This is a genomic window from Paraburkholderia denitrificans, assembly GCF_042655705.1.
Taxonomy (GTDB): Bacteria; Pseudomonadota; Gammaproteobacteria; order Burkholderiales; family Burkholderiaceae; genus Paraburkholderia; species Paraburkholderia denitrificans.
In genome coordinates this window covers 130,243-156,255 of the sequence record NZ_JBHSMP010000020.1, presented here as the reverse complement: position 1 = coordinate 156,255, position 26,013 = coordinate 130,243, and the positions used below count along the sequence as shown (strand labels likewise).

Sequence of the window (26,013 nt, the reverse complement as noted above, 5' to 3'; positions counted from 1 at the left end):
AACCTGAGCGGGTTTCAACCGGCTTTAACGGGCCGATGCGTCTCGCAGACGCATCACCGAATGGTCGCCGTCGGCCTGCCGGATCGTCACCGTCTGCAACTGGTCGCGCGTACCGTCGAGCGTGATCGTGCTGACGACCTTCAGCATGCGTGCGTCGAGCGGCGTGAGCGTCAGCGTCCAGCCGTCGCCCTGGCCCGCAATCGCAACCTTGTACAGCTGTTCGAGCGTGTAGCGATTGCCGTCGAGCGTCGCGCGAATGCTTTCGATGAACGCGGCCACCTCCGGATATCGATCGAGCGCCAGCGTGTAGCGGTGGCCGCCGCGCGTGACGGTGACACGGTCGCCCTCGACCACGAGATCTTCGGGCGTCGGGCTGACGGTGCGCTTTTCCAGATGATCCGGCGCGGCGAACATCAGCTCGCCTGACGACTCCACCGGACGCGACGCGATCGACAGGTACCTGGTTTCGGTGAACGTCGCGTGTCCCGAGCGGTTTTGCGCGAGCGTGGCCATCAGCCGGTCGAGCGTCCAGGTATCAGAGGCAACAGTTGTAGCCGCCGCGACGGCGCCGCACGGGAGGGCGAGCGAGACGGCAGCGGCAACGGTCGACAGCGCAACCGCAGCGGCGGCGAAGCGCGCGCGCACAGGGAGAGGGCGTTGCATCGGCGTCATGTGTCGGAGGTCACGCGTGGCATGACGGTTCGCGTGCGCGGGGCTTCGCGCGTGATTTCGCGGGCTATTTCGCGCGTGACTTCATCATGGCGGCGCGCGTCGGCGTCCTGCCAGAAGTCGAAGAAGTTGAACCAGTTATAGGGCGCGGCGACGCAGCACTGCTCGACCAGTGCGACATAGCGCGTCAGTGCCGCCTGCACCTCGCTCGCGCGACGCTCGCGCGGCACGTCCGTGAAATCGGCGAGCTGCTCGAAGTGGATGTCGTAGCGATTGTCGTCGCGGTACAGCGCCGTCATGAAGATCACCGGGCGCCTGAGCATGGCCGCCATGTGCAGCGGGCCGAGCGGGAAGGCGGCCGGGGCGCCGAGAAAAGGCACCGTCTGCGTCGACGAGCCGCTGTCGCGCAGCAGCGAGCGGTCCGCGAGCATGCCGACCATCGTGTTGGACTCGAGCGCCTCGCTCACCTTCAGCATCGCGTCGACGCGCCCGAGGCCGATCACCTCCGGCTTCGCGTCGGGATTCACGGTCGCGAGGATCGCGTTGATGTTGCGCGCGTTGTCTTCGTACATCGTGACGGCGACGCGCAGGTCCGGCTGCGTGCGGCCGACCGCGCGGATCGCCTCGAAGCTGCCGAGGTGCGCGCCGACCAGGAACGCGCCGCGTCCGCCGGCGAGTGCGTCGATGACATGCGTTTCGCCGCGCACGCGGATATCGAACAGGTCGAAACGGTCGTTCAGCAGATAGATGCGGTCGTGAATCGTCGACGCGAACGTGAACACGTGCCGGTACACATCGCGCCATGTTGCCGGGCGGCCGAGCGCGCGGCGCAGATAACAGCGCGACGCCTCGCGCGACGGCCGCGCGAACAGGAAGAAATACGCGGCGATTGCGTGCAGCACGAACCGGCCTGCACGCCGCCCGAAGCGCAGCGAGAGCCACGTCATCACGCGCAGCAGCGTGAGATTGCTGCGCTCCTTGTGTTGGGCCCATCCGTTGAGCTTCATGTGCGTGCCGCTCCGTGGGCCTGGGCTGCGTCTGGCGCGTCCGGCGCGTTCGGCACGTCCGGCGCGGACAGCACGCCGCTTGCGACCTCGCGCTGACCGGCGCGCACCGTGAAGCGGATCGCGCCGCTCGCCGTGCTTTCGAACCCGACATCGAGCGTTTCGCCCGGCGCCGCCGGGCTCAGGAACTTTGCCGAGTTGATGCGGCACCTGTCGAACGAGCGGTTCAAGGCCGCGCCGAGCGCCATGAGCGCGTGATCGAGCAACACCACGCCGGGGACGATCGGTTGTCCGGGGAAGTGGCCAGGCAAGGCCGGGTGGTCGGCGGGAATCGTGAACGTGAGCGGCGCGGTGTTAGAGGCCGCGTTTTCCTGGGCAGGTTGCGTCTCGGGTTGTGCCTCGTTCGGGCGCTGTGCAACGAGCGTCGCGAGCACGTCGCGCGGCAGCTTGCCGGTCGCGTTGCGCGGCAGCGTCTCGACGAACCGCAGCGGGCGCGGCATGAACGCCGCATCGATGCGCTCGCGCAGCGCGTGCAGCAGGTCGGCGGCGCTCAGCTGCGGGGCGACGACCAGCGCGGCCAGGCGCGCGACCGGTCCGCCGCACGCGGGGTTGTCCACGTTGTTGCCCGCGCAATTGTCCAACTTCGCCGCGGCGTCCGTATCCGCAGCCGCGCCGGCTGGCGAAGGCGCTTCGTCCGGCATGTAGAACACGCCGTCCTCGACGCCGGGGATCGCGTTCAGTTGATAGTTCAGGTACGCGAGCGAGGTCCGCTTGCCCGCGATATTCACGAGGTCGGTCTTGCGACCGTGCAACAGGAAATGGCTGTCGTCCAGCAGTTCGATGGCATCGCCCATCGGCACCGGTTCTTCGATGTGGCCGCCCGACGCCCAGGCGCACGGGCCGCCGTCGTCGCCCGCTTCGTTGCTCGCCCGGTTGTCCTGCCCGTCACCGTGTGCCTGCGGACTCGTGTCGAGGCGCACGCCCGCCAGCAGGCGCCATGGATCGCCCTGTGCGGTCCGGCGCGTGGCGATCTGGCCGGTTTCGGTGCTGCCGTAGATCTCGATCAGCGGTGCGGCGAGCCGTGCCTCGGCTTCGCGGGCGAGCGTCGGCGGGAGCGGCGCCGTGGCCGAGAGCACCAGCGACGCGCCCGGCAGCGCCCGGTCGGTTGCGAGCAGCGCGCGCAGATGCACGGGCGTCGTCACCAGCACGCGCGGGGCGGGCACCGCTTCGAGTTCGGCGCGCACGTCGGCCGGGTAGAACGGCTGGCGATTGCTGAACGCGAGGCCGCCGATCAGCGCGAGCAGCACCGTCGATTCGAAGCCGTACATGTGCTGCGCGGGCACCGTGCCGATCAGCGTGTACGTTCCTGTATCCAAACCGGCATCCGAACCGCCATCCGGATCTGAATCGGCAGCCAGGCCGAGCCGTTCGGCTGCGGCCCGCACGCAGCGCACGAGCAATCCCCACGTTTTGCGATGGGGCACCGGCGTACCGGTCGAGCCCGACGTGAAGACGTAGGCGACGACCTGCGCAGCGTCGATCTGCGGCACGGCGATGTCGTCGTGCGCATCGGGCGCGCCAGGCTCGGGAAACCGGAAGCGCGGCAAGTCGATTGTGCAGTCGGCCGCATCGTGCAGGCAGAACGTATCCGGGGCGAACGACGCCAGCTGGCGGACCATTTCCGGAGTTTGCGTCGACGGCAGCAGGCTGATCCTGCCGCCCACGAGCGCCGCGCACAGGCCGACCGCGAACCGGTAGCGGTCGACGCAGACGTTAAACACATGGCCGCCGGCCGGGAGCGCGGCGGCGACCCGGGCGACATCCGCGAGGAACGTGCGCACGGAAACCGGTGCGCCGTCGCGCCAGGCGATGGTCCGGCCGGGTGCCGGGTGAAATAGCAGCGGATAACTCGACATGACGTCAGCAGAAACGGTTGCGGGGCGGGCGCGGCGACATCATGGCGCCCGGCCCGCGCGTAGCGCCATCGTCCGCCGATATGCCCTGACAGCATCCAGCATGCCCGCGCGGCGCGTGTCCGGCAGCGCGAAGCGGCGCCAGGCATGCTCGGCCACGAACATGACGCCGACGAGCGGCAACGCGAAGTAATTGGCGAACGTCGACCATTCGACGATTGGCGCCGTGGCGAACAGCACCGTCGAAATCGCGGCGATCGCGACGAAAAAGAGCGTCCACGCCACGGTGATCTGTCGCGTATAGCGCTTGACGGGCGGCGTGAGCGAGCCGTCCATCAGCGCGGCAAACTGCGTGCACAGCGGCTCGCGACCGGGCAGCAGCGTGCTGCCGAACACCAGCGCGAGCGTCAGGTTGAAACCGGCGTGCTCCAGATAAAGGCCCCACGCGAAGTGCTGCGCGAGCGGCTCGCGCGCGATCCACAGCGCGGCGCAGACCAGTGCCCACAGCGGCAGCAACCAGGCTCGCCGCTGCGAGCGCGCCGCAGCCGACAACGCGATCACGAACAGCGGCGCGAGCACGAGCGCAAGCCCGAAGCCGTGTTCGCCCGGCGTTGCGGCCGCGTGGTGCGCGCCGGCCTCGTAGGCCAGCAATCCCGCGAACGCAGCCGCGCCGCGCGCGAAGGGCTTCAGCGCGCGCACCGGGTTGCCTCGGCGCGCGTCGGCGCCGCTCGCACAGCGTCCTTCCGGCCGCAGCGCGACGGGCTGCGGCAGAGGGAAAGGCTCGCCAGTAGAAAAAGGGATAAATTGTGCTGCATGTCTGGAAACGTCAGGGCAGGACGTCGAAATCGGTTGGAATCGGTTGGTCTGGGTTAGACCGATCCGCGAGACGTCGGGTCAAACCATCGAGCCATACAAAATGCTTTCGGCGGGGGATTGGCCGGTGCGTATCAGCGGCCACATTTTAGAGTGCCGCGAGGGGGGAGACTACCGGGTGGGCACGGATTTTGTAACGTTTTGTATGGGATATCGCAGGAAAGACAGCGGGGGCGCATGCCGGATAAGCCCATATTGACTGCCACTGGATGAGGCGTTTCGTACATTTACGCCGGACAATCCGGCGCGACATAGGGTCGAACTGTCTGTAACCATTCGCGCTATACGGGCCATATCGCTTCGGCTAGAATGCACTCAAATTTAGCGTTCCCAAAATATACTATTCGAGTGGGGGCTGAATGCCGGGTTAGCTGCGCAGCCCACGCGCCCTCGCACAAAATCCCCGTCTGAAAGCATCATGAATGAACTGGAAAAGGAACTCGCTGCGTTAATGATCGGCGAGCTGAACCTGGAGGACATCCAGCCGGAAACCGTATCGGCCGACACGCCGCTGTACGGCGACGGTTTCGGACTCGACTCCATCGACATTCTGGAAATTGCGCTGTTGATTTCGAAGAAGTATGGCTTCGAATTGCGTTCGGATAATCCGGATAACGAAAAGATTTTCGCGACGCTCGGCGCATTGAGCGCGTATATCGCCGCGCATCGCACGCGCTGAGCACACTGCACGTCGTTCACACGGGGAGCACCTCACATGGGAGTGATGAGTCGATGCGCGCGCTCGTGACGGGTGGCAGCGGCGCGCTGGGGCAGGCCATCGGCGAGGCGCTCGCGCTGGCTGGCCATGAGGTCTGGCTCCACGCGAACCACAATCTCGCCCAGGCCGAAGCGTGCGCGCAGCGCATTGTCGCGTCGGGCGGCGTCGCGCATGCGATGGCGTTCGACGTGACCGACGCCGATGCGGCGCAAGCCGCGCTCGCGCAACTGGCCGACGAGGCGCCGGTGCAGATCCTCGTCAACAACGCGGGCATTCACGACGACGCCCCGATGGCCGGGATGACGCAACAGCAGTGGCGTCGCGTGATCGATGTCTCGCTCAACGGTTTTTTCAACGTCACGCAGCCGCTGTTGCTGCCGATGATCCGCACGCGCTGGGGGCGCATCGTCAATATTGCGTCGGTGGCGGGTGTGATGGGCAATCGCGGCCAGACGAACTACGCGGCCGCGAAAGCCGGCCTGATCGGCGCGACGAAGTCGCTTGCGCTCGAACTGGCGTCGCGCGGCATCACGGTGAATGCCGTTGCGCCCGGCATCGTCGCTTCGCCGATGGCCGCGCAGGCCTTCCCCTCCGAGCGCATCAAGCAACTGGTTCCCGCGCGGCGCGCGGGCCAGCCCGAAGAGGTCGCGGCGATGGTCGCCTACCTGGTGTCCGATGCCGCCGCCTATGTCACGGGCCAGGTCCTGCAGATCAATGGCGGTCTCGCATGAATCGTGGCGCGGGTGGTTCCATGGCTGGCGCCGATGTTTCATCCACTCACCTTGTCCTCATTCCCAGTTACAACCCTGGAATGAAAGTGGACGAAACGGTGCGCAGGGCGCGCGAACAGTGGAACCCGGTCTGGGTGATCGTGGACGGCAGCACCGACGGCAGTGCCGAGCGTCTTTCGGCGATGGCCGAACGCGATCCAGGGCTGCGCGTCGTCGTGCTGCCGCGCAATCAGGGCAAGGGCGCTGCCGTGCTGGCGGGAATCGACGCCGCCGCCGCGCGCGGCTTCACGCATGCGCTCGTGATGGATTCGGACGGTCAGCATCCCGCCGATTTGATTCGCGCGTTCATGGCGGCATCGAAGGCCGACCCCGATGCGATGGTGCTCGGCAGGCCGAAGTTCGATGAGAGCGCGCCGCGCGTGCGCGTGCAGGGGCGGCGTCTTTCGAACCTGTGGGCGAACGTCGAAACGTTGTGGGCGGGCATCGGCGATTCGCTGTATGGCTTTCGCGTGTACCCGATCGCGCCGCTGGCGACGATCATGCATAAGCACACGTGGATGCGCCGTTTCGATTTCGACCCGGAAGTTGCCGTGCGGCTGTGCTGGCGCGGCGTCCGCCCGATCAACATCGACGCCCCGGTGCGTTACTACAAGGCACACGAAGGCGGCGTGTCGCATTTCAATTACGTGCGCGACAACGTGCTGTTGACGTGGATGCATTTGCGGCTCGTCGCCGGGTTTCTGTTGCGATTGCCGTTGCTTATCGTGCGCCGGTTCACACGCGGCGTGTAATTCGCGCTGCGCGGGATGATCTGTCCACAGGAAGCGTCGCAATCGAGTCGCTGTGGCTGAACCCAAAAGCTATCAGCCCGAGGCGCGTTTTATAGCACTGCTCAGGCGTGCAACCGGATGGTTGCGCATGCACAAGCACATCGACAAAAGCGGCTATGAAATTGGGTTGGAATCGGCAGCACTGTCAGTGTGTCGCCATGAAGATTCCGGCCGTGGGCTGCGAAGATGTTGGCGAAGTGATTGCAGGGCGCGAACGCTTTCCGATCAATATCCGCTATCCATGCGAGGTTCGCGACTCGCTTGAAAAACTGCGGCAGTTGCCGGTTCTGACTGACCGGGGCGCACAGATCCAGCTCGGTGATGTAGCCGATATCCGGATCGCCGATGGACCGCCCATGATTCGCAGCGAAAACGCGCGGCTCTCCGGTTATGTCTACGTCGATATCCGCAACGTGGACCTTCAGTCGGCGGTGAAGGCCATGCAACATGCCGTCGCCGAAAAGGTCGTGCTGCCGCCCGGCTATTCGATTGCGTGGTCCGGGCAGTTCGAGTACCTCGAACGTGCATCGGCCAGACTGCGCACTGTCATTCCGGTCACGCTCGTCGTTATCTTCGTGCTGCTGTTCCTCACTTTTAATTCGGCCGCCGATGCGCTGCTGCTGATGTCGACCGTGCCGTTCGCACTGGTGGGCGGCTTCTGGCTCATCTGGATACTGGGGCATGCGGTTTCCGTGGCAACTTCGGTCGGCTTCATCGCGCTCGCGGGTGTCGCCGCCGAATTTGGTGTGGTCATGCTCCTGTATCTGAAGGGTGCGCTGAAAAGGCGGCTCGAACACGGGGAGCCGCTGACCGAAGCCACGCTGCTCGACGCCATCCGCGAGGGGGCAGTGCTGCGCGTGCGACCCAAGGCGATGACGGTTGCGGTCGTGCTTGCGGGCCTGATTCCCATCATGATCGGCCATGGCGCGGGTTCGGAAGTCATGCAGCGCATCGCCGCGACGATTTTGCGCTTGATGGCCGGGACGGATTGACTGAGCGTTTGCCGGGCCGCGTCGAACCCGGCGAGTGAGCATGCCTCGTAGGGGGCCAAGTGGAAGTTGTGGTCGCCGCCGATGTAGCCGCGCATGCCCGCATCGAAAGCCCGGGCGGCGAGGTCGGGTTCCGGCTGGCCTTCCCAGGCCAGCAGCGCCAGCACCGTCGCCAGCGGACGCGCCAGTTGTTGCGGCGATTTTTGCACGGGACGCGGTTGACGCTGAGGCATGAACTGGGCGTCGAGATGGCGATGCAGCACGCAGCGCAGCGTGTATTCGAACAGGCTCAGCCGCTGGTCGGCGAGCATGAGCATCTCGACCTGGGCGCGGAAAGTCCGGTGTTGTTGCAGTGACATCTGTCGCAGTGAGCCGAAATGGTCATTCCACTGGGCCTGCGATGCTAATCAAACTGAAACGGAATGCCTTTGTTATTGATCTTTCTGTGGCTGGAAATGTTGGATAACGTTGCGCGCCGAACGTGTTCGGATTGTCGAAGTACGTGTCGCTACACGGCAGCCTTACGCTTGCGCTTCGGTTTTTCGGCTGGCATTTTCGGGTCGCTCAGCAAGTCGATGATCTTGCTTCGCAGCCATATGCTCGCCTGATCCTGCGCCTTGCTGCGATGCCAGTACAAATGCCATTCCAGCCTCGCCAGTGAAAACGGCAATTCGAAAATACGCGCGTCATGGCGTTGCAGAAGCTGCATCGGCGCGGTGAGCGCAAGGTCGGTGCGCAAGGCGACGAGCGGTGCGACCATGTAATGTTGCACGCGCATGCGTATCTGCCGCTGTTTGCCGAGCCTTTTCATCTCTGCGTCGACGAAGCCGCTTCCCTGGCGGCGGCTCGACACCTGAATATGGCCGAGCGCGAGGTAGTCGTCCATGCTCAGCGTGTCGCACGTGAACGGGTGATCGTGACGCAGCATGCACGCGTAGCGGTCGCTGCCGAGCGGCGCCTGGCGCAGATGCGGGTCGTCCAGAAAGGGTACGTCGATTGCAAAGTCTATCTTGCCCGTTTCCAGCGCCGCGGCCACTTCGCTGCGCGGCGTGAAGTAGCATTCGATGTTCATGCCGGGCGCCTGTTGCTGAAGCAGCTCGCCCAGTGCCGGCAAGAGAATCGCCTCCGTCAAATCGGGCATGCTCAGACGGAAAGTGCGTTGCGATGTGGCGGGGACGAATACGTCGCCCGCCGTTGCGCTCGCTTCGAGCAGTTGCAGTGCCTCACGCACGCGCCCGACAATGTTTTCGGCGAGCGGCGTGGGCACCATTCCGGACGGCGAGCTTACGAAGAGCGGATCGTTCAGCGCCTTGCGCATGCGCGCGAGCGCATTGCTCACGGCGGGTTGCGTAATGAAAAGCGCTTCAGCGGCACGCGTTAGATTGCGCTTTTCATAAATCGACGCGAATACGACGAACAGATTCAGATCCAGCTTCAGTGGACGCATTCAGACTCTCCGTTTGCCGACATCATAAACGAGCGGGAGTGTGAAAATGCGTCCGTGCCGATCCGGTGAATCGAAGTAGTGCTTCAGTTGCGCCGCTGTTGCGTTTTAATTGGGCTTTAATCGCGCGGCGCAATGTTCAGGTAGGCAGCAGACGAGCCGAGCCGTTCCTTGCTGGTGCTGACTTCCATGCGCGCGATAGCCTGCAGATGCACCTCGTCCGGGCCATCCGCGTAACGCAATGCGCGAGCCCAGGTCCAGTGATCGGCGAGCGGCGTGTCGGGACTCAGTCCCATCGCACCGAATACCTGCATCGCGCGGTCGCACACGGTCGAATACATCTGCGGGACCAGCGCCTTGATCATGGAGATCTCTTTGCGCGCCGCTTTCGCGCCCACTGTATCGAGGAGCCAGGCGGTTTTCAGCACGAGAAGCCGCGCCTGATCGATTTCAATCCGCGATTTCGCAATCCACTCGCTCACGCTGCCGTGCTGATGCAGATATTTGCCGAAGGTCTTGCGCTCCTGCGCGCGCTCGGTCATCAGTTCGAGCGCCAGTTCCGACGCACCGATCGAGCGCATGCAATGGTGAATACGTCCGGGCCCGAGCCGGGCCTGCGCAAGCGCGAAGCCGCTGCCTTCCTCGCCGAGCAGATTCGATGCCGGTACACGGACATTCCTGAACGTGACCTCGCAATGTCCTTCCGGCGAGACGTGATTCATGACGGGGATGTTTCTGACGATCGTCACGCCCGCGGTTTCCACGGGCACCAGAATCATGCTTTGCTGACGATGACTTTCGGCGTCCGGGTCGGTCTTGCCCATGACGATGAACAGCTTGCAGTTGGGATGCGCCGCGTTCGTGATGAACCACTTGCGGCCGTTGATCACATAGTCGTCGCCGTCGCGGCGAATGGACGTCGTGATGTTCGTGGCGTCGGAGGAGGGCACGTCGGGCTCCGTCATGGCGAATGCCGAACGGATCTTGCCTTCGAGCAGCGGTGCGAGCCACGCCTCGCGTTGTGCAGGCGTCGCGAACATGTGCAGCAGTTCCATGTTGCCGGTGTCGGGCGCGTTGCAGTTAAAGACCTCCGAAGCCCACGACACACGCCCCATGACTTCCGCGAGCGGCGCGTATTCGAGGTTCGTGAGACGCGTGCCCGGCTCGTCGTCCTTCAAATGCGGCAGAAACAGATTCCACAACCCTTCGGCTTTGGCGATGGCCTTCAGGTCCTCCATGAACGACACGGGAAAGTGGCCCGCACGCACTTCATCCAGCCACTGGCGCTGGCGCGGCACGATGTGTTCGTCCATGAAGCTGTGCAAGCGGCGCAGCAGATCTTCGACCTTGGTGCTGTAAGCGAAATTCATGATGGGTTCCTTGTGTGCAGATCGTCAGATCGTCAGCCCGCCGTCGACGACAATGCATTCGCCGTTCGTATAGCTCGCCGCGTCCGATACGAGATAGAGCACGGTGCCCGCCATCTCGTGTGGTTCGCCGTGGCGGCGCAATGGAATCTCGTTGATCCAGCGGTCGTAGATTTCCCGGTTCTCGAACAGCGCGCTGGCAAACTTCGTTTTTGTGAGGCCGGGCAGCAGTGCATTCACGCGAATGCCGAACGGCCCGCACTCCTTGGCGAATGCGCGCGTCATGTTGACGACCGCGGCCTTCGTGATCGAGTAGATGCCCTGCATGTCGCCGGGTTGCAGCGCGTTGACCGATGCCGTGTTGACGATGGCGCCGCGTCCTTGCGCGCGCATCATCTTTCCGGCTTCGACCGACATGAAGAAATAGCCGCGAATATTGACTTCGACGGTCTTGTTGTGCGCACCGAGGTCCGTGTCGAGGATATGGCCGAAATACGGATTGGCCGCTGCGTTGTTGACGAGGATGTCGAGGCGGCCGTGCTTTTCGCGGATATGCGCGAACGTGGCGGCAATGTCTTCCATGCGGCCGACGTGGCAGGCGAAAGCTTCGGCGTTGCCGCCGGCCGCGCGGATGGACGCCGCGACCGACTCGCAGTCTTCGAGCTTGCGGCTCGATACGATCACATGGGCGCCCTGTTCGGCGAGCAACCTGGCGATAGCCTCGCCGATGCCGCGGCTTGCGCCCGTCACGAGCGCGATCCGGCCCGTGAGGTCAAAGAGATTCGTGCTCAATGTCGTTTCCTTTCTTTCGGGTCAATGGCGTGGCGCTTTAGTCGATCAGCTCCACGGCGAGTGCTGCGAGCGGTCCGGCCATCCCACCCACCTCGTGCGCATTCTCATTCGAGGCGTTGCCGTGCAGGGCGCGCGCCTTGACGCCCTGTGCAATCGAGGCCAGGCGGAAAAAGCTGAATGCCAGATAAAAATTCCAGTTCTCGATGCCAGGCAGGCTGCGAAGCGCGCAGTACCGCGCGACCATCTCTTCTTCCTCGGGAATGCCGAGCGCCGAGCGGTCGAGACCGCGCAGCCCCGCGATATTGCCCTTCGACGGCAGGCGCAGGCACATGCAGAAGTAAGCGAGATCGGCGAGCGGATTGCCGAGTGTCGAGAGTTCCCAATCGAGAATCGCGCGCACGCGTGGCGCGTCGTGCGCAAAGATGAGGTTGTCGATGCGAAAGTCGCCGTGCACCAGCGACACGCGTTGCGCGTCGGCGGGGCAATGCGCGGGGAGCCACGCGATCAGCGCATCCATGGCGGCGATCGGTTCCGTCTCGGCGGCGCGGTATTGCCGGGTCCAAAGCTCGATCTGACGCTGGAAATAGTTGCCTGCGCGACCATAGTCACCGAGACCCACGGCGTCGACGTCAACGTCGTGAAGCGCGGCGAGCGTCGTCATGATCGACGCGTAATAGTCGCCACGCGCGTCGCGCTCGATCTCGGGCAGGGCGGGGTTCCAGAAGATGCGTCCGTCCTCGTAGCTCATCAGATAGAACATGCTGCCAATGACTTCGCGGTCTTCGCACAGATGCCATGTGTGCGCGACGGGCACGCCGGTGTTGGCGAGCGCGCGCAGCACGCGGTACTCGCGATCGACTGCGTGCGCGGATTTGAGCAACTGCCCCGGCGGTTGGCGCCGCAGAACGTAGCGCTGCTCAGGCGTGTCGAGCAAAAACGTCGGGTTGGACTGGCCGCCCGCGAATTTGTTGGCCTTCACGGGACCGAGAAAGCCTGGGATGTGCTGCTGCAGGTAATCAGCAAGCCGTTCGAGGTCTAGCGAGGTTGCGGTGGATTCTCGGGTCATGGCTCTTGGTGCGTATTTGCTGGCGCTTCGCTTAACCGTAGGTCTGAAACGCGTGGCGCAGCGGGTCGTCGAGATGCGAGATGGAATTGAAACTCGATAGTTGAAACGTTTCGCGATTGAAGAAGCAATCGGTGACGCTGCTGTTGCGGATCTGCAGGTTGAGGTCGATGGCCATTGCTGCGGGCGCGTGCAACGCCTGTTGGGTCAACGCGCCAATCACGCCGCCCGAGGTGACGGCGAGCACGTGTTTCACACCGCTTCGCTGGATGGTCTCGCGTACGTCCGCGACGCGCCGTTGAAATGCGGTCCATGTTTCGGGCACGCGTGCATCGAGGGCGCCTTCGACCCACAGAAGCAGCACTTGTCGAAGCGCCTTGAAGAACTCGCGCGGACTGCTTTTGGACGTTTCGGCGAGGTCGCGGCGTTCGTCGCCCAGAGCACGAAAGAGCGCGTGGAAATCGTATTCGTCGAGTCCGGGATGAACTTCGTGCGCGAGGGGAACGCCGGGCAGTGCGCGACGGATCGCGTCGAGCGATTGCGCGTGACGCCGCAGCGTGCCGCTGAAGACGCAATCAAACTGCAGGCCGTTGCGTGCGAAATGTTCGCCGAGCCAGCGGCATTGCTGGTCGCCTTTAGCTGAAAGCTGGTCGTAATCGTCCGCGCCAAGCGAGGCTTGGCCGTGCCGTACCAGATAGAGTTTCGCCATCGCACGCTTCGCCGGAGAAGAGAGGAAGCGTCAGATTAGCGGCGGCGATGGCATTGATGAAGTTTATTTTCTTTATATGATTCCATTCACAGCGGTGATGGTTGCTTCTTGAACGAGGCGTCACCGACTTTCACGCCGCGATCGGCATAGTCAGGTTCAGTAGAATCCACGAGGCCGCATAGAAACCCACATCACCGAAGTTATTCGAGCTTGAAGAGGCAAAGGAAAACGGCCCGCAAAGCTTGCGGGCCGATGTGCGGGCGGGCAGGGAACCGCCGTGGCAACGCGCCCAGGCCGGAAGGAACCTTGCCCCTTTTTTCGGTAGTCGACAGATGCTACTGACGACTTTCACGCGAAGCGGACGATTACCCCGTAAAACGCCGCGATATCAAGGGGACTCCTATTTTGCGGAGCGCGGGCTCTGCGGCGGTGGCGGCGGTGGTGGCCGTCCTGTCTGCGGTGCAGCGACCATATGGCCATAAATTGGCACACGGTGCCCCCGCGCATACATGCATTGCACGTAGGCCATATCGTAACGGCGTTGCACGCCATGGCCGGCATATTGCGCGTTGCCCGCGCCCACCGCGGAGCCGGCTAGCAGACCGGCCCCCGCTCCCACTGCGGCGCCGGAGCCACCGTTGAAGGCCGCGCCAGCCGCCGCGCCGAGTGCGGTACCGACCGCAGCGCTGGCTACCGCGCTTTGGGTACTCGCCTGCGCCGTGCTGACTCCGCCAACCTGGCCGAACGCATACTGGCGACAGCCGGCGTCATCGACCCGAAACTGATCGAAGCTTTTGCCGGCGCCGGGCAATGCCATCACATCGGGACCGGTCGGCATGGCCGTGCAGGCAGCAATCGTCACCGTGGCCAGGGCAAGAAGGCATGAGGAAGCAAAGGTTCGCATGATCGCACCTGATCCTTCGGGGCAGTCAGTTCCTGGCTGGTGGCTGCGCCGGAACTGTGAGCCAGCCCCCCGGACACGCCTGGACGTACGGGTAATATCCTTCCGGCTGATTGCAGCGATACCAGTAATCCTGCGGCGCCACGTCGTCGGCCTGCTCGATATACTCGGGTGGCGAGGTGGGCACGGCGACCACCTCAGGCGGATAGTAGGCTGGGTAGCCGAACGGGTACGGGGAGCCGAAGGCAAATCCCGAACCGATGAAAACCCTCACGTGGGAATGATGGAAGCCGGGATGGCCCCCGTGGAAATGCGGATGATCGGCCGATGCCGCACCGCTCACCGTGATCGCGGCTAGCACCAGTGCCAGCCGGCACAAGGTTCGCCCGTTCATGATTACTGTCCTGCTCCAAGACCTGCCCGACCCGCGCTCGAATTGCGCTACTTTTATTAAATACCAAGCCGGAGCGGGATGTAGGTGGCGCGGACACGATGAAACGTGATGTTACTGCTGTTACTTCGAGGACTTGCCGGTAAGCCGCCGTAATCGTGCCGAAGGCTTTTGAGGAAGAGCTTGTCGCGTCGACGTGACCACACTGCAAATTATCGCTTCACAGAAGCGTAGTCATCCTGATCACATACGAAGTGGTTCGAGGGTTGACGCCTTCATGTAAAGAAAACTACTGCGGCCTCGTGATTTCTTCAAGTTTCACTTCTGCGGGGCGACTTCCGCCCGAACGGTAATGGCGGAAGGTGGGGCAGTAGAACTGCTCGACCTCGAATTCGCCCGGGTCGCTCGAAGGCGTCACACCGTGCTAGATTTCGAACTCCGAATTAAATCGTGTCTTGTCGTCGAACGGGTGGCCGAGACTGAACACGCCGCGCGCAAAATCCGCGCGCGTGTTTTCAGATTGTCGGGTCGGGCGCGACCAGTACATCTCGCCATAGCCCCAGATGCTCAGTTTGTCGAGTGGGGAGGGTTTCGCCAACGCTGTCTGTATGGACTGGCGGGTTTCTTCGACCTGATTCTTCAGCGTCGCCTGGTCCGCAGCCGTCCGTTGTGTCGTCTGCGCCGAGGCGGGCGATGCATGACGTTCCAGGCGAGGGTTGATAAACCGGTTCGAGGGTATATCAGGGCGAAACAGGGCCTCGTGCGCAGGTGTCAGAGCAGAGTCCTCTGGATCGAGCCGGGTGTCTCCCCGCTCGATGTGGACGTCTCCACGGTTGCCGCTGCTGTCATATTTGGGAATGAAATTTATCTAAGCCGCGAATACACTGCAAACCATTCTCAGGTGCAATCACGTGCAACGCGTATTTTGGCCCGACAATTCTTTCGAATTATTTTCTATTTGCCGGGATGTTTCTTCATCTTCGAAGAACGTGCTCCGCTGGCCTTCCGTATCGAGGAGGCGATAAGACGTGGGAACGTCGCGGCTCGACGTGACATCTATTGGGGTATGAGGCTTGCGGGCCTGAATTGCTCGCGCGTGTCGCGAGAACCACACGGAGAATTCTTATGAACATCACCCAGGCAGGATTTCTGGCTGCAATCGCCCTCACCGCAACGACGGGCTGGGCACAAAGCGCAGGGCCAACCGACCCGCAAATTGCGGCCATCGTCGTGACTGCAAACCAGGTCGATATCGATGCCGGCAAGCTTGCCGAATCGAAGTCCGGGTCGAAGGACGTGAAGGCGTTTGCCGAGCGTATGGTGACGGACCATACCGGCGTCAATAAGGCCGCAACTGATCTCGTTACCAGGCTGAACGTCAAGCCGGAAAGCAACCCGACTAGCCAGAGCTTGCAGCAAGGCGGCGATGCGAACCTCGCCAACCTCAAGACGCTCAACGGTGCGTCCTTCGATCGAGCCTATGTCGATCATGAGGTGACATACCATCAAAGCGTGATCGATGCGATGGACAAAACCTTGATACCGAGTGCCCATAATGCAGAATTGAAGGCGCTGCTTGTGAAGGTGCGACCGGCGTTCGTGGATCATCTCGAACACGCGAAACATCTGCAGGCGGAACTCGGCAAGAGCGGTGGCTGAACGATGCAAGGTAATCGCAACAACCCCGATACGGGCGGCCGGTGGTTCGCGTTGCTGCCGCGATGCGCGCTCATTGCGACGGCGCTCGCTGGTTTCGTGCCGAGCGCTCAGGCGCGCGCCGAAACGAAGGTGGTGACGATCGAGAATATGCAGTTCAACCCGCCCACACTGACCGTGCACCGCGGAGACCGCGTGACATGGCGAAACAAGGATCTCTTTGCCCACACCGCAACGGCCGATGCGAAGACTTTCGATTCGGGCGACATTGCGGCGAACGGATCGTGGTCCTATGACGCGAGCAAGAAAGGCCGTTACCCGTATGGATGCAGCCTTCATCCGACGATGCACGGCATATTGATCGTGCAATGAGAGAGCCGCAATGACGGAACCTGCCGCCTGGTTGGACGTACCGCACGACGATGATCTGTCGATCGCACGCCGTGTGGCCGCTGGCGATCAAACCGCATTTGTACGGCTGATGCGTCGTTACAACCAGCGGCTGTACCGCCTGGCGCGGGCCACGCTGCGCGACGACGTCGAAGCCGAGGATGCGTTGCAAGACGCGTACCTGAACGCCTGGCGCTCGATCGCAGGATTTCGCGGCGACGCTGCGCTGTCCACGTGGCTGAGCCGGCTGGTGATCAATGCGTGTCTCGCACGCATGCGACGTCACGCGCGGCGGCAAAACGTTGTACCGATTGTGAGCATGGACACCCTTGAGAACGAAGAGATCGACGCCGTGCCTTCATTCGAATCCGACGCACCCGATAGAGCCGTCGCACGGGCACAAATGCGGGCACTGATCGAGCGCAAGCTCGATGCGATGCCGGAGGCGTTTCGGATTGTTTTCGTGTTGCGCTCGGTGGAGGAGATGAGCGTCGAAGAAGTCGCACACTGTCTCGACATTCCGGGCGCCACGGTGCGCAGCCGGTACTTCCGGGCGAAGGCCTTGCTTCGCGAGGCCCTCGCGCAAGAGATCGATCTGGTCGAGCGCGATCTTTTTGAGTTCGGCGGAGCGCACTGCGATCGCGTGGTGGCAAGCGTGCTGTCACGCATTTCCGCGACGGACGGCGTGTAAGGACATGGCCCGTTGATAGCCGCCCCCTGGCATTAGTCCGGACGACTTTTAGTTCCACGGACTGCTGCACTGCACAATACGGCGATTTGCGTTCGTGAAATTGTCATGATAGTTTTTCATGAAATTCAGACAATAATTTTTCACGGACGTCGCCATGTTTGTCGAATCGACTCAGCATGTGGAGAGCTATTACGCGCGTGCGTATCCAGGCACATTGCCCGTGCGCGCCGCGCTGGAAGGCGAATGCAGCGTCGACGTTCTGATCGTGGGCGGCGGGTTCAGCGGACTGCATTCGGCGCTGCGGCTTGCCCGCGCAGGCAAGCGCGTCGCGGTGCTCGAAGCGAGCCGCGTGGCCTGGGCCGCGTCGGGACGTAATGGCGGGCAAGCGTTGCTCGGCTGGTCGTGCGACATGGGTCCGCTCGAACGCTCGCTGGGTGTCGAACGCACGCGGGAACTGTGGGACAGCATGTGCTGGGCCGCTGCCGAATTGCGTGCATTGCCCGCCCGGCACGGTTTCGATGTCGATTACCGGCCCGGCAGCCTGTGGGCGGCCGTGAAGCCAAACCGCATCGGCATGCTGGAGGAAGCGCGCGAAGAAGCCGTGCAGAAGTGGGGTTACGACAAGCTGCGTTTTATTACCGAAGCAGAGATGCCCGAATGGATCGGCAGTCGCCGCTATCGCGCTGCGCTTTACGATCCTGAGGGCGGCCATCTGAATCCGCTGAAACTGGCGCTCGGTCTTGCCCGCGCCATCGAGCAGGCAGGCGGGCACATCTTCGAACAAAGCCGCGTGCTCACGTGGCACGAGACCGATTCCGGTTTTGTCGCGAAGACGAATCGCGGCACCGTGCGTGCGGGCACGCTCGTGCTCGCGTGCAACGCCTATATCGACAAGCTCGACCCGAAAATGGCGAGTCGCGTGTTGCCGGTCGGCACTTATCAGATTGCGACGCGGCCACTCGATCCTCAACTGGCGAAATCGTTGCTGCCGCACGATAGCTGTGTCATCGACAACCAGTTCGTGCCCGATTATTTCCGCCTGAGCCCCGATCATCGTTTGCTGTTTGGTGGTGCGTGCACCTATCTCGGCGGCATTCCGAACGACATTCCCGCGGCAATCCGGCCGAATCTCGAACGCGCGTTTCCGCAGTTGCGCGGCGTCGAATTCGACTATGCGTGGGGCGGCCACATCGACATCAGCATTCGCCGCACGCCCGATGTCGGGTGCGAAGGGCAGCGGTACTGGCTGCAGGGATTTTCCGGTCACGGCGTGTTGCCGACGCTCGCGGCGGCGCGCGCCGTGACGGACGCGATTCTCGGCGATAACCGCCTGATAACGCTCTACCAGAGCATTCATAATCCGCGCTTTCCGGGCGGCGAACGGTTTGCCGCGCCGCTGGAGGCGCTCGGCAAGCTGTGGTATCGCCTGCGCGACGTTGTGTGACAGAGCAAGCAAGCATGGACAAGCAGGAAGAGATAGAGGGCCTCGCGATCCTGATTCGCGATCTGCGCAAGCACAAGAAGGTGACGCTGAGCGAACTGGCGAGAAGCATCGGCCGCTCGGTGGGGTTTCTCTCGCAGGTCGAGCGCGGTCTGTCGCGACCTACGGTGGCGGATCTGACCGCGATCGGCGAGGCGCTGCAGACGCCCACCACGTACTTCTACAGCGTGAGCAAGCCGCGCGCGCTGCCCTGGGTGACGCGTCCGGGCGAGCGGCGCATCCTGTACTACGCAGGCGGCATTACCGACGTGCTGGTGTCGCCCAGCATGTCGTCGCGGTTTTCGATGTTGGAGAGTCTGCTGGAACCGGGCGCGACGAGCGGCAACCGTCCGGTGGACGACAGCGACGAGCAGGGCGGTTTCGTGCTCGAAGGCGAACTGACTGTCTGGATCGACGGTGAAGACGATTCCGTAACGCTCAAGCCGAACGACAGTTTCCAGTTGCCGGCGCGCTGCCGGTTCAGTTATGCGAATCTGGGTGACAAGCCCGCACGGGTGCTCTGGGTGTTCACCTGATACGATGCGCGCCGCTCAGGCGGCGCGCATCGGGAAGACGCGATTAAACAATATCAAACAATAAGCAGTGCATATAACAAAGCAGAAAAACCGCTATCCATTGAGGAACCGAGGACACAACCGTGACATCTCTTGCAACCGGTCTTGTCGACGAAGTGCGCGCGTTTCGTCTGGCGCACCCCGAGATACGCTACGTCGATCTAATCTGCCTCGATATTCCGGGACATTTCTATGGCAAGCGTTATCCCATTGAAATGCTCGAAAAAGTCGCGGCCGGTTCGACGCTGAAGCTGCCGCAGAACGCCGTGCTGCTCGGCACGCAGGGCGGCGTGTATCCGATTGGCGATTACTGCCTTCACGACGGCGATCCCGATGCAACGCGCCGTCTCGTGCCCGGCACGCTCAAGCGCGTGCGTTGGGAAAAGCAGCCGCTCGCGCAAATGCTGATCACATCCGATGGCACCGATACGCCCATCGGTTTCGAGCCACGCGAGGTTCTTGCGCGCGTGCTCAAGCGTTTTACCCGGCGCGGCCTGCGCCCGGTCGTGGCATTCGAACTGGAGTTTTATCTGTTCGATCGCAAGCTGAAAGACGGTATGCCGCAACACGCGCACGATCCGCTGTGCGACGACGAGGACGATCAGGCGAACATGCATATCGAGCGTGTTTCGCGTTTCTCGGATGTGCTGCACGAGATGGTGGATGCGGCGCGCGAGCAGGGCGTCGATGCGACCGTCATCACGGCTGAACTCGGCCCGGGCCAATTCGAAATCAACTTCGGCCATTGCGTCGATGCGCTTCGCGCCGCGGACTGGTCGGCGCTTTTCTGCCGAAGCACACGCGGCGTGGCGACGAAGCACGGCTATCGCGCGAGCTTCATGTCGAAGCCGTGGCTCGATGCGCCGGGCAGCGGCATGCACGTACATGTGAGTCTTTACGACGAGGCGGGCCGCAATGTGTTTGCACCGAACGACAAGCGTGAACTGCGTCACGCAGTGGCCGGATGCCTTGCACTGCTGCCGCACTGCATGCCGATCTTCGCACCCAATCACAACGCGTTCCGGCGTTACGGCGCCATGGTGAATGCCGCGAGCCGGGCAAGCTGGGGTTTCGAGGATCGCGATGCCTGCATCCGCATTCCGGAATCGGATGATGTGAATCTGCGTGTCGAGCACCGCCTCGCGGGCGCGGATGCGAATCCCTACCTCGTGCTGGCGGCAATTCTCACGGGCATCGAACACGGGCTCGATGCGGGCCGCGAACCGATTGCGCCGCTCAACGTCGACCGGTCGAGCGGCGTGGATTTTCCTGGTGACATGCTGTCCGCCGTCGCGGCGATGCGCCACGATCCGGCGGTGTGCGAGGGGCTAGGTGACGATTTCGTGATGGTCTACTGCGAAAACAAGCGCCAGGATCACCTCGACTTCATGAATGTGATCAACAGCCGGGAATATCGCTGGTTCCTGTAACGGCGCCCGCAGTGCCTGAAGGTTCATGAGCGTGCATGGGCTGGCATAAATCGTTCCTGGCCATGTAGTTAGCGCGTTTGATCCGGCAACGGCATACTGCGTTGAAGTTGCGTCGCGCAACTAGAACCTTCCGGAAACGTAAGGTAAAACGCATGCCGGATACGCGAAATACGTGTATCGACATACAACGTAATTTGCCTGTTTCGCCCGTGTGCTGTAGGGTATGCAGGTTTTCCCAACTCAATACAGGTAGCAGATGAACAAACAGGAACTGATTGACGCAGTCGCCGCAAGCACGGGCGAGACCAAGGCAGCCACCGGCGCAGCCATCGACGCGATCCTCGACGTCGTCACGCGCGCGGTCACGTCGGGCGATTCCGTGCAACTCGTCGGCTTCGGCTCGTTCTCGACCGGCCAGCGTGCTGCTCGTGTGGGCCGCAACCCGGCGACGGGCGCGGAAATCCAGATCGCTGCGGCCAAGACGGTGAAGTTCACGGCTGGCAAGGCATTCAAGGACGCTGTTAACGCGTCGTGATGCATGCTGCCAAGGCGGATGACGTGCGCGATGCGCAGGACGATGGCCGCGCCTTCTGGCGCGGTTCACGATCTCCTTCGGCGCCGCCGCTGTCTTGACAGGTGAGTGCCGGTACGCCTGCCGCGTGATTGCGGCGGGGTTCCGGCTAGGCGAGCAACGAGTGGCTGCGGCCATGCGTTGCTCGTTTTTTTTGTTGATTTAAAACGCAGTACTGCTTTATCCGCTCACGATTCGAATCTGAATGATTTAATCCGAATTTTTCCTGGCGAATCGCGCGATTCATCAGTTCAAATCGAGCCGCGTATTCCAGCGCCGAATGGCGCGATCTTCATGGTCGAAGCCGAGCACGCTGACCGAGGCGGTGTCGAGATACAGATGCGCGCCGAGTGCCGCTTCACTGCTCATCCAGTACCCGGCCAGCGCACGCAGGAAGTGAGCGTGTGAAAACATGGCCACACGCCCCTTCATCGTCAATAGTCGTTCGACCACCGATTGCGCGCGCACCTGAATCTGTTCGAGATTTTCGCCGTCGGGAATGGGCGAATGCCATACGCTCCAGTCCGGTGTCGTGGCGTGGATTTCCGCGGTGGTTCGTCCTTCGTAAATGCCGTAGTCCCATTCACGCAGATCGTGCATTTCAATCATGCGCTCGCCAAGTCCGGCGAGACGGCAGGTGTCGGTGGCGCGAATCATCGGACTGGACAGCACCGCGTCGAACGGTTGCGCGGCGAGTACAGGCGCGAGCGCGCGTGCCTGCTCGCGGCCGCGATCGGTCAATGCAATATCGGTGCGGCCGGTGTGCTGGCCCGAGAGACTCCACGCGGTTTCGCCGTGACGGATCAGCCAGACTTCACGTAACGCGTATGTTTCTTTCGCGGTTTGGTTTGACATGAACGATTCCAAAAACGTGCGGGAGGCGGGAGGCAGTTCAGCGCGACGGCGTCGAACCATTTGATCATGAGCGCGATGGTAACCGAGGTCTCGATGACGTTGCGCACAGCAAGTCAGCACAACGGACGTCTTGCGAGGAATTTCACTTGAAGTGAATGCGAGCCGTATTCGTGAACGCTTCGGATAACGCGATCGATATTCAGAGGTACGAATGGCGTTGAAGATGCTTCAGGCATGGCTCGCCACGAGCAGCACCGCCCACGTCAACAATGCGACGCCGAGCGGTGCACTGAGCCGTGGCCCCCAGGGCGTGTTTTTCTCGATAGCCATCACAGCGGCGAGCAGCAGCATCCAGCCGAGGCTGCCCGCGCCGACGAGGAACATCAGCAGCATCAGCGCCCAGCAACACCCGACGCAAAACAGTCCATGACGCGCACCCAGCGCGAATGCTTGACGCTTGCGCGCCTGACCGCGCCAATGGCTGATCACAAAACCGAGCGGCGTACGGCATTTTTCGAGGCAGTGGTACTTGAGCTTGCTGAACTGAAACGCGCCCGCGCAGGCGAGGGTGACCGCGCCGATCAGCCAGCTGTATGCGCTCATCGCCGGCACGCGTGCAACGCCGCTCAACAGCAGCGCGTGCAGGCCGTGCGCGAGCAATCCAAACGCACTCCATGCCGCAACGTAGCCGAGGCACAACAGCGACAACAGGCGCAACCGGTCGGGCCGTCCCGCCACCAGACGTTCAAACGTGTTGAACAGAGGCAGCGTGGTGGGGAGCATCATGGCCATGATCATGAGTGTCCAGGACAGCGCGTAGAGCGCGGCCTGCACGACTGGCGAGCCGCCGGGAACGGCCTGGCACAAAAATGCCGCCGGTCCCGAGGCTGCCCAGTCGCCATGGTCCATATAGCGTCCGTAGGGGCTGCGTGCCCAGAGCCACAAAGTGACCCACGCAAGCGCGATCACGCCGCCCAGCACGGGCAGGAAAATACGTCGATGTCGCGAGGCGGCGCGCATAGTCGGCTCGTGCTTCGCACACGGCGGCGTAGAGGCAGATGTCCCGAGACGCGCTCAGGCTTCGAACATGAAGGTGCTTTGCAGGGCGTTATGGTTCTTGAGGTCGACGTCGATACCCAACGCCGCGTTCTTCGAGCGGTAGACCGGCGCTCTTCCGACAAAGACCGGCGCGCCGGGCACCGTCGAGAACACGGTTTCCGACAAGGTCGTATTCGCGCCGGTTGGACCGGTATAGGGCTCGAGATCGGCGTAATAGTCGGTGCCGATTCGGAGGTTGCCCTTTGCGCCGACGACGTCGAAACCAATTGGCGCGCGTTCGACCGATACGACCGTGCCGATCAATTTCGCGACTTCCGCAATCGGACCGCCGGCCTGGCCGGTGAAAACCTTCATCAGCGACGCCTCCTGTTCCTTCGAGGCCTGGTCGCTGATATAGATCGCGACCGTCCAGTTGCCCTCCATGATGTTGCCGGGAATGTGGCACACGGCGGCAAACGTATTGCCCGCGACATCGACCCCGTCGACGGCGCCTTGATCGACGTGCCACGCGACAATGGAGTCGCATGTTCCGGAATCGGCGTCTTCTCCGATCCAGCAAGGACACAGCACCCGGCAGGTGCAAACCTCAAGCAGACGACCTTCAAGGTGATAGCTCATCATGGCCTCCTCTGCTACGAATGGCGCGCTTCAGGACCGTAATCTGTCCAGCGCGCCATTTTTAGAATTGTAGAAAATCGAACCCTGTACTCAAAGTCATTGCTCGCGAAAAGGGCCTTGAAATGGGCCATTGTCGGGAAAACTTCATTCGTCGATACGCAGTCGATTCGACGTTTGCCTACGTCGGAAAGTACGACGTTTATTCCTGGGGAGTCTTCATCAAATCAAATTGCCTGGCGCGACAGCGGCATGCGGGCATTTGTCGTTTGAGCGAACAGGAGGAGGCTGTTCATTCAACGCTTACCGCAGGAATATCGGCATCGTTATGTCTGACCGATGGGGCTGATTGCATCGTCGAAGGTGTGCCGCGCGTGTCGTGTGCGATGCTGAGGCGATAGCAACATCGCGCCATGGTTGAATGCGTTCTTCAGCGGAGAGGCTTTGCGACGCTGGTTGCGTCTTGATCGAATGTTCCGGATGCACGTGACGAACGCGCCGGGTCGCACGAGGGAAGTGCGCCACGTGAGACGAATTCGCGGATCTCGCCGGTTCATTGCGCAGACGATTTTTGCGTACCCACGCGAGGCCAGCTTCATGCCTGTCGATGATATTCCGAGTTTATTCCTGTGAGTGATATTGGCAAATTATCGGTAACAGGCATATAATCTATTTATGTGTCACAGGAATATTCCATGAAGATCATCGTCCAAACGCCTGCGGGGCTGGGTGAAATTCTGCAGTCGGCGCGCAAGGCCGGCGGGATGACCCAGGCCCAGGTCGCAGCGCGCATCGGTATCGGTCAGCCGCGGCTTTCCGCGCTGGAGACGACCGGCACGGCCAGCATCTCGCTCGACCAGATGCTGGCGCTGCTCGCGCTCTACGGCCTCGAACTTTGCGTGCAGTCGCGCGGCATGGCCAATTCCGGCCGCGCCGAACAGCCCGAGTGGTAGCCAATGGGACGCAAATCGCATTCGCGCGCACTGTCGATCTGGGCCAATGGAGAACGGGTCGGCACATGGGTCGTGACGCCCTCGGGCGATATGGAGCTGCGCTACGACGCCGCCTGGAAGCAGTCCGCAGCCGGGCGGCCATTGTCGCTTTCGCTGCCGTTCGGCGTGGGCGAGCGCCCGCTGCGCGGCGAACGCGTTAACAACTACTTCGACAATCTGTTGCCCGATAGCCCGCAGATCCGCCGCCGTATTGCGACCCGCTTCAGCACGCAGACCGTGGAAGCGTTCGATTTGCTCAAGGCGATTGGGCGCGACTGCGTGGGCGCCGTGCAGTTGCTGGACGAGGACGAAGTGCCGGGGAACGTCGGCGCGATCGAGGGCACGCCGATGACCGATGCCGCCATCGAGCGCCTGCTGCTCGAAACGTCCGGCGCCGTGTCGGGTGCGGGCGACGAGAGCGATGAGCTGCGCATCTCGCTCGCGGGCGCGCAGGAAAAAACCGCGTTGCTTCATCACGAGGGCCGGTGGTGCCTGCCGCGCGGCGCGACGCCCACCACGCACATCCTCAAGTTGCCGCTCGGCCTGATCGGGCGCCGCAAGGTGGACTTCCAGACATCCGTCGAAAACGAATGGCTCTGTCTCGCGGTGCTGAAGGCGTATGGGCTGCCGGTGTCGTCGGCGCAGATTCTGCGCTTTCGCGAGCAAAAGGTGCTCTGCGTCGAGCGCTTCGATCGCGTGTGGTCGCGTAGCGGCGCGCTGCTGCGTCTGCCGCAGGAAGATTTTTGTCAGGCGCTCGGCGTGCCGCCGCATCTCAAGTACGAGTCGCACGGCGGGCCCGGCATGCGCGAGATCGCCGGTATCCTGCGGCAATCGCAGCGCCCGCAAGAAGATATCGAAACGTTTATCGGCGCGCAGATCGCGTTCTGGATGCTCGCGGCGCCGGACGGCCACGCGAAGAATTTCAGCATCCGCCTGCTGCCGGGCGGACGTTTTCAGCTTGCGCCGCTCTATGACGTGATGTCGATCTGGCCCGTCGAGGGCGATGGCGGCAGTCAATGGTCATGGCACAAAACGACGCTCGCCATGGCCGTGTGGGGACGAACGCGCCACTATCGGATGCGCGACGTGAAGCGAGCGCATTTCGACACGACCGCGCAGTTGTGTCACTACGGCGCGGACGCCGGGCCGCTCGTCGATCGCTTCGTTGAACGTACGCCGGACGTGATCGAGCAGGTTGCATCGGCGCTGCCCGAAGGCTTTCCGGAGCGTGTCGCTGAGCGTCTGTTCGATGGGTTGCGGCTTTCGGCGCAACGACTGGATGCCTGAGGCGGCTTGAGGCAGGAC

At 62.6% G+C, this 26,013-nt stretch carries 28 protein-coding genes and 1 pseudogene; 15 read left to right on the top strand and 14 right to left on the bottom strand.

Annotated features, from left to right (window positions below; all coding sequences use genetic code 11):
- Positions 1 to 24: 24 nt before the first annotated feature.
- Genes ACFPTO_RS17635 through ACFPTO_RS17620 form a run of 4 tightly spaced genes read right to left on the bottom strand, consistent with a single transcriptional unit; the run spans position 25 to position 4,285 of the window.
- Entirely contained in the window at positions 25 to 672 is a 648-nt protein-coding gene (locus ACFPTO_RS17635; protein ID WP_377713192.1) for an outer membrane lipoprotein carrier protein LolA, read from the bottom strand.
- Positions 669 to 1,676 (bottom strand): LpxL/LpxP family acyltransferase, encoded by a 1,008-nt coding sequence (locus ACFPTO_RS17630; protein WP_377713190.1) that lies wholly within the window; start codon positions 1,674 to 1,676, stop codon positions 669 to 671. Before ACFPTO_RS17630 ends, ACFPTO_RS17635 begins: the two co-directional genes overlap by 4 nt.
- Positions 1,673 to 3,589, bottom strand: a complete 1,917-nt coding sequence (locus tag ACFPTO_RS17625) for an AMP-binding protein (RefSeq protein ID WP_377713188.1) — start codon at positions 3,587 to 3,589, stop codon at positions 1,673 to 1,675. Before ACFPTO_RS17625 ends, ACFPTO_RS17630 begins: the two co-directional genes overlap by 4 nt.
- A gap of 39 nt (positions 3,590 to 3,628) precedes the next feature.
- On the bottom strand, positions 3,629 to 4,285 hold the full coding sequence (locus ACFPTO_RS17620; RefSeq protein WP_377713186.1) for a COG4648 family protein: 657 nt from the start codon (positions 4,283 to 4,285) through the stop codon (positions 3,629 to 3,631).
- 529 nt (positions 4,286 to 4,814) lie between these two features.
- On the opposite strand from ACFPTO_RS17620, the gene ACFPTO_RS17615 reads away from it, so the two are divergent.
- From ACFPTO_RS17615 to ACFPTO_RS17595, 5 genes and pseudogenes are all read left to right on the top strand, one after another.
- A complete protein-coding gene (locus ACFPTO_RS17615) occupies positions 4,815 to 5,138 on the top strand; it encodes a phosphopantetheine-binding protein (RefSeq protein WP_377713341.1) in 324 nt (107 codons plus the stop codon).
- A 53-nt stretch (positions 5,139 to 5,191) separates the two neighbouring features.
- Positions 5,192 to 5,908, top strand: coding sequence for a 3-oxoacyl-ACP reductase FabG (fabG, locus tag ACFPTO_RS17610; protein WP_377713184.1), 717 nt, complete (start codon positions 5,192 to 5,194; stop codon positions 5,906 to 5,908).
- A gap of 20 nt (positions 5,909 to 5,928) precedes the next feature.
- Complete coding sequence (locus tag ACFPTO_RS17605; protein WP_377713182.1) at positions 5,929 to 6,699, top strand: glycosyltransferase family 2 protein; 771 nt, start codon at positions 5,929 to 5,931, stop codon at positions 6,697 to 6,699.
- Between the two features lie 209 nt (positions 6,700 to 6,908).
- Positions 6,909 to 7,706 (top strand): annotated as a pseudogene (locus ACFPTO_RS17600) (efflux RND transporter permease subunit); the annotation flags it as partial.
- A gap of 83 nt (positions 7,707 to 7,789) precedes the next feature.
- Positions 7,790 to 8,083: a hypothetical protein gene (locus ACFPTO_RS17595; RefSeq protein ID WP_377713180.1), complete on the top strand. Its 294-nt coding sequence runs from the start codon at positions 7,790 to 7,792 to the stop codon at positions 8,081 to 8,083.
- Positions 8,084 to 8,235: 152 nt separating this feature from the next.
- On the opposite strand, the gene ACFPTO_RS17590 is transcribed toward ACFPTO_RS17595, so the two are convergent.
- The 7 genes from ACFPTO_RS17590 to ACFPTO_RS17560 all read right to left on the bottom strand — a co-directional run bounded on the left by ACFPTO_RS17590 (position 8,236) and on the right by ACFPTO_RS17560 (position 14,397).
- Positions 8,236 to 9,174, bottom strand: a complete 939-nt coding sequence (locus tag ACFPTO_RS17590; protein ID WP_377713178.1) for a LysR family transcriptional regulator — start codon at positions 9,172 to 9,174, stop codon at positions 8,236 to 8,238.
- Between the two features lie 116 nt (positions 9,175 to 9,290).
- Positions 9,291 to 10,541, bottom strand: a complete 1,251-nt coding sequence (locus ACFPTO_RS17585) for an acyl-CoA dehydrogenase family protein (RefSeq protein WP_377713176.1) — start codon at positions 10,539 to 10,541, stop codon at positions 9,291 to 9,293.
- A 24-nt stretch (positions 10,542 to 10,565) separates the two neighbouring features.
- Positions 10,566 to 11,330 carry an SDR family oxidoreductase gene (locus ACFPTO_RS17580; protein WP_377713174.1) on the bottom strand — a complete coding sequence of 255 codons (765 nt, stop codon included), beginning with the start codon at positions 11,328 to 11,330 and terminating at the stop codon, positions 10,566 to 10,568.
- Between the two features lie 37 nt (positions 11,331 to 11,367).
- A complete protein-coding gene (locus ACFPTO_RS17575) occupies positions 11,368 to 12,396 on the bottom strand; it encodes a phosphotransferase (protein ID WP_377713172.1) in 1,029 nt (342 codons plus the stop codon).
- A gap of 31 nt (positions 12,397 to 12,427) precedes the next feature.
- On the bottom strand, positions 12,428 to 13,102 hold the full coding sequence (locus ACFPTO_RS17570) for a histidine phosphatase family protein (RefSeq protein WP_377713170.1): 675 nt from the start codon (positions 13,100 to 13,102) through the stop codon (positions 12,428 to 12,430).
- Positions 13,103 to 13,502: 400 nt separating this feature from the next.
- On the bottom strand, positions 13,503 to 14,006 hold the full coding sequence (locus tag ACFPTO_RS17565; RefSeq protein ID WP_377713168.1) for a hypothetical protein: 504 nt from the start codon (positions 14,004 to 14,006) through the stop codon (positions 13,503 to 13,505).
- A gap of 25 nt (positions 14,007 to 14,031) precedes the next feature.
- Positions 14,032 to 14,397, bottom strand: a complete 366-nt coding sequence (locus ACFPTO_RS17560) for a hypothetical protein (RefSeq protein WP_377713166.1) — start codon at positions 14,395 to 14,397, stop codon at positions 14,032 to 14,034.
- 418 nt (positions 14,398 to 14,815) lie between these two features.
- Between ACFPTO_RS17560 and ACFPTO_RS17555 the strand changes: the two genes are divergently transcribed.
- The 8 genes from ACFPTO_RS17555 to ACFPTO_RS17520 all read left to right on the top strand — a co-directional run bounded on the left by ACFPTO_RS17555 (position 14,816) and on the right by ACFPTO_RS17520 (position 21,151).
- Positions 14,816 to 15,523: a hypothetical protein gene (locus tag ACFPTO_RS17555; RefSeq protein WP_377713164.1), complete on the top strand. Its 708-nt coding sequence runs from the start codon at positions 14,816 to 14,818 to the stop codon at positions 15,521 to 15,523.
- Complete coding sequence (locus ACFPTO_RS17550; RefSeq protein WP_377713162.1) at positions 15,520 to 16,053, top strand: DUF4142 domain-containing protein; 534 nt, start codon at positions 15,520 to 15,522, stop codon at positions 16,051 to 16,053. The genes ACFPTO_RS17555 and ACFPTO_RS17550 overlap by 4 nt, the downstream gene beginning before the upstream one ends.
- Before the next feature lie 3 nt (positions 16,054 to 16,056).
- Positions 16,057 to 16,422, top strand: a complete 366-nt coding sequence (locus ACFPTO_RS17545; RefSeq protein ID WP_377713160.1) for a cupredoxin domain-containing protein — start codon at positions 16,057 to 16,059, stop codon at positions 16,420 to 16,422.
- 10 nt (positions 16,423 to 16,432) lie between these two features.
- Entirely contained in the window at positions 16,433 to 17,131 is a 699-nt protein-coding gene (locus ACFPTO_RS17540; protein ID WP_377713158.1) for an RNA polymerase sigma factor, read from the top strand.
- Positions 17,132 to 17,285: 154 nt separating this feature from the next.
- Positions 17,286 to 18,575 (top strand): NAD(P)/FAD-dependent oxidoreductase, encoded by a 1,290-nt coding sequence (locus ACFPTO_RS17535; protein ID WP_377713156.1) that lies wholly within the window; start codon positions 17,286 to 17,288, stop codon positions 18,573 to 18,575.
- A gap of 14 nt (positions 18,576 to 18,589) precedes the next feature.
- Positions 18,590 to 19,147, top strand: a complete 558-nt coding sequence (locus tag ACFPTO_RS17530) for a helix-turn-helix domain-containing protein (RefSeq protein ID WP_377713154.1) — start codon at positions 18,590 to 18,592, stop codon at positions 19,145 to 19,147.
- Positions 19,148 to 19,269: 122 nt separating this feature from the next.
- A complete protein-coding gene (locus tag ACFPTO_RS17525) occupies positions 19,270 to 20,616 on the top strand; it encodes a glutamine synthetase family protein (protein ID WP_377713152.1) in 1,347 nt (448 codons plus the stop codon).
- A 256-nt stretch (positions 20,617 to 20,872) separates the two neighbouring features.
- The gene (locus tag ACFPTO_RS17520; RefSeq protein WP_028207645.1) at positions 20,873 to 21,151 is read left to right on the top strand and encodes an HU family DNA-binding protein; all 279 of its coding nucleotides are present in this window, start codon (positions 20,873 to 20,875) and stop codon (positions 21,149 to 21,151) included.
- Positions 21,152 to 21,433: 282 nt separating this feature from the next.
- On the opposite strand, the gene ACFPTO_RS17515 is transcribed toward ACFPTO_RS17520, so the two are convergent.
- The 3 genes from ACFPTO_RS17515 to ACFPTO_RS17505 form a co-directional block, all read right to left on the bottom strand.
- The gene (locus ACFPTO_RS17515) at positions 21,434 to 22,042 is read right to left on the bottom strand and encodes a histidine phosphatase family protein (protein WP_377713149.1); all 609 of its coding nucleotides are present in this window, start codon (positions 22,040 to 22,042) and stop codon (positions 21,434 to 21,436) included.
- 228 nt (positions 22,043 to 22,270) lie between these two features.
- Positions 22,271 to 23,062, bottom strand: a complete 792-nt coding sequence (locus ACFPTO_RS17510) for a DUF2182 domain-containing protein (protein WP_377713147.1) — start codon at positions 23,060 to 23,062, stop codon at positions 22,271 to 22,273.
- Positions 23,063 to 23,116: 54 nt separating this feature from the next.
- Entirely contained in the window at positions 23,117 to 23,719 is a 603-nt protein-coding gene (locus ACFPTO_RS17505; protein ID WP_377713339.1) for a DUF1326 domain-containing protein, read from the bottom strand.
- 692 nt (positions 23,720 to 24,411) lie between these two features.
- Here ACFPTO_RS17505 and ACFPTO_RS17500 point away from each other — a divergent pair.
- Together ACFPTO_RS17500 and ACFPTO_RS17495 are read left to right on the top strand one after the other, a co-directional pair.
- The gene (locus ACFPTO_RS17500) at positions 24,412 to 24,669 is read left to right on the top strand and encodes a helix-turn-helix domain-containing protein (protein ID WP_377713145.1); all 258 of its coding nucleotides are present in this window, start codon (positions 24,412 to 24,414) and stop codon (positions 24,667 to 24,669) included.
- Positions 24,670 to 24,672: 3 nt separating this feature from the next.
- A complete protein-coding gene (locus ACFPTO_RS17495; RefSeq protein ID WP_377713143.1) occupies positions 24,673 to 25,995 on the top strand; it encodes a type II toxin-antitoxin system HipA family toxin in 1,323 nt (440 codons plus the stop codon).
- Positions 25,996 to 26,013: the final 18 nt, after the last annotated feature.

Coding starts and splice junctions, on each gene's coding strand:
- ACFPTO_RS17505 (WP_377713339.1), bottom strand. CDS start 23,719: ATGAGCTATCACCTTGAAGGTCGTCTGCTTGAGGTTTGCACCTGCCGG.
- ACFPTO_RS17625 (WP_377713188.1), bottom strand. CDS start 3,589: ATGTCGAGTTATCCGCTGCTATTTCACCCGGCACCCGGCCGGACCATC.
- ACFPTO_RS17545 (WP_377713160.1), top strand. CDS start 16,057: ATGCAAGGTAATCGCAACAACCCCGATACGGGCGGCCGGTGGTTCGCG.
- ACFPTO_RS17550 (WP_377713162.1), top strand. CDS start 15,520: ATGAACATCACCCAGGCAGGATTTCTGGCTGCAATCGCCCTCACCGCA.
- ACFPTO_RS17495 (WP_377713143.1), top strand. CDS start 24,673: ATGGGACGCAAATCGCATTCGCGCGCACTGTCGATCTGGGCCAATGGA.
- ACFPTO_RS17575 (WP_377713172.1), bottom strand. CDS start 12,396: ATGACCCGAGAATCCACCGCAACCTCGCTAGACCTCGAACGGCTTGCT.
- ACFPTO_RS17520 (WP_028207645.1), top strand. CDS start 20,873: ATGAACAAACAGGAACTGATTGACGCAGTCGCCGCAAGCACGGGCGAG.
- ACFPTO_RS17510 (WP_377713147.1), bottom strand. CDS start 23,062: ATGCGCGCCGCCTCGCGACATCGACGTATTTTCCTGCCCGTGCTGGGC.
- ACFPTO_RS17630 (WP_377713190.1), bottom strand. CDS start 1,676: ATGAAGCTCAACGGATGGGCCCAACACAAGGAGCGCAGCAATCTCACG.
- fabG (WP_377713184.1), top strand. CDS start 5,192: ATGCGCGCGCTCGTGACGGGTGGCAGCGGCGCGCTGGGGCAGGCCATC.
- ACFPTO_RS17540 (WP_377713158.1), top strand. CDS start 16,433: ATGACGGAACCTGCCGCCTGGTTGGACGTACCGCACGACGATGATCTG.
- ACFPTO_RS17635 (WP_377713192.1), bottom strand. CDS start 672: ATGACGCCGATGCAACGCCCTCTCCCTGTGCGCGCGCGCTTCGCCGCC.
- ACFPTO_RS17500 (WP_377713145.1), top strand. CDS start 24,412: ATGAAGATCATCGTCCAAACGCCTGCGGGGCTGGGTGAAATTCTGCAG.
- ACFPTO_RS17565 (WP_377713168.1), bottom strand. CDS start 14,006: ATGCGAACCTTTGCTTCCTCATGCCTTCTTGCCCTGGCCACGGTGACG.
- ACFPTO_RS17585 (WP_377713176.1), bottom strand. CDS start 10,541: ATGAATTTCGCTTACAGCACCAAGGTCGAAGATCTGCTGCGCCGCTTG.
- ACFPTO_RS17570 (WP_377713170.1), bottom strand. CDS start 13,102: ATGGCGAAACTCTATCTGGTACGGCACGGCCAAGCCTCGCTTGGCGCG.
- ACFPTO_RS17590 (WP_377713178.1), bottom strand. CDS start 9,174: ATGCGTCCACTGAAGCTGGATCTGAATCTGTTCGTCGTATTCGCGTCG.
- ACFPTO_RS17560 (WP_377713166.1), bottom strand. CDS start 14,397: ATGAACGGGCGAACCTTGTGCCGGCTGGCACTGGTGCTAGCCGCGATC.
- ACFPTO_RS17515 (WP_377713149.1), bottom strand. CDS start 22,042: ATGTCAAACCAAACCGCGAAAGAAACATACGCGTTACGTGAAGTCTGG.
- ACFPTO_RS17605 (WP_377713182.1), top strand. CDS start 5,929: ATGGCTGGCGCCGATGTTTCATCCACTCACCTTGTCCTCATTCCCAGT.
- ACFPTO_RS17530 (WP_377713154.1), top strand. CDS start 18,590: ATGGACAAGCAGGAAGAGATAGAGGGCCTCGCGATCCTGATTCGCGAT.
- ACFPTO_RS17535 (WP_377713156.1), top strand. CDS start 17,286: ATGTTTGTCGAATCGACTCAGCATGTGGAGAGCTATTACGCGCGTGCG.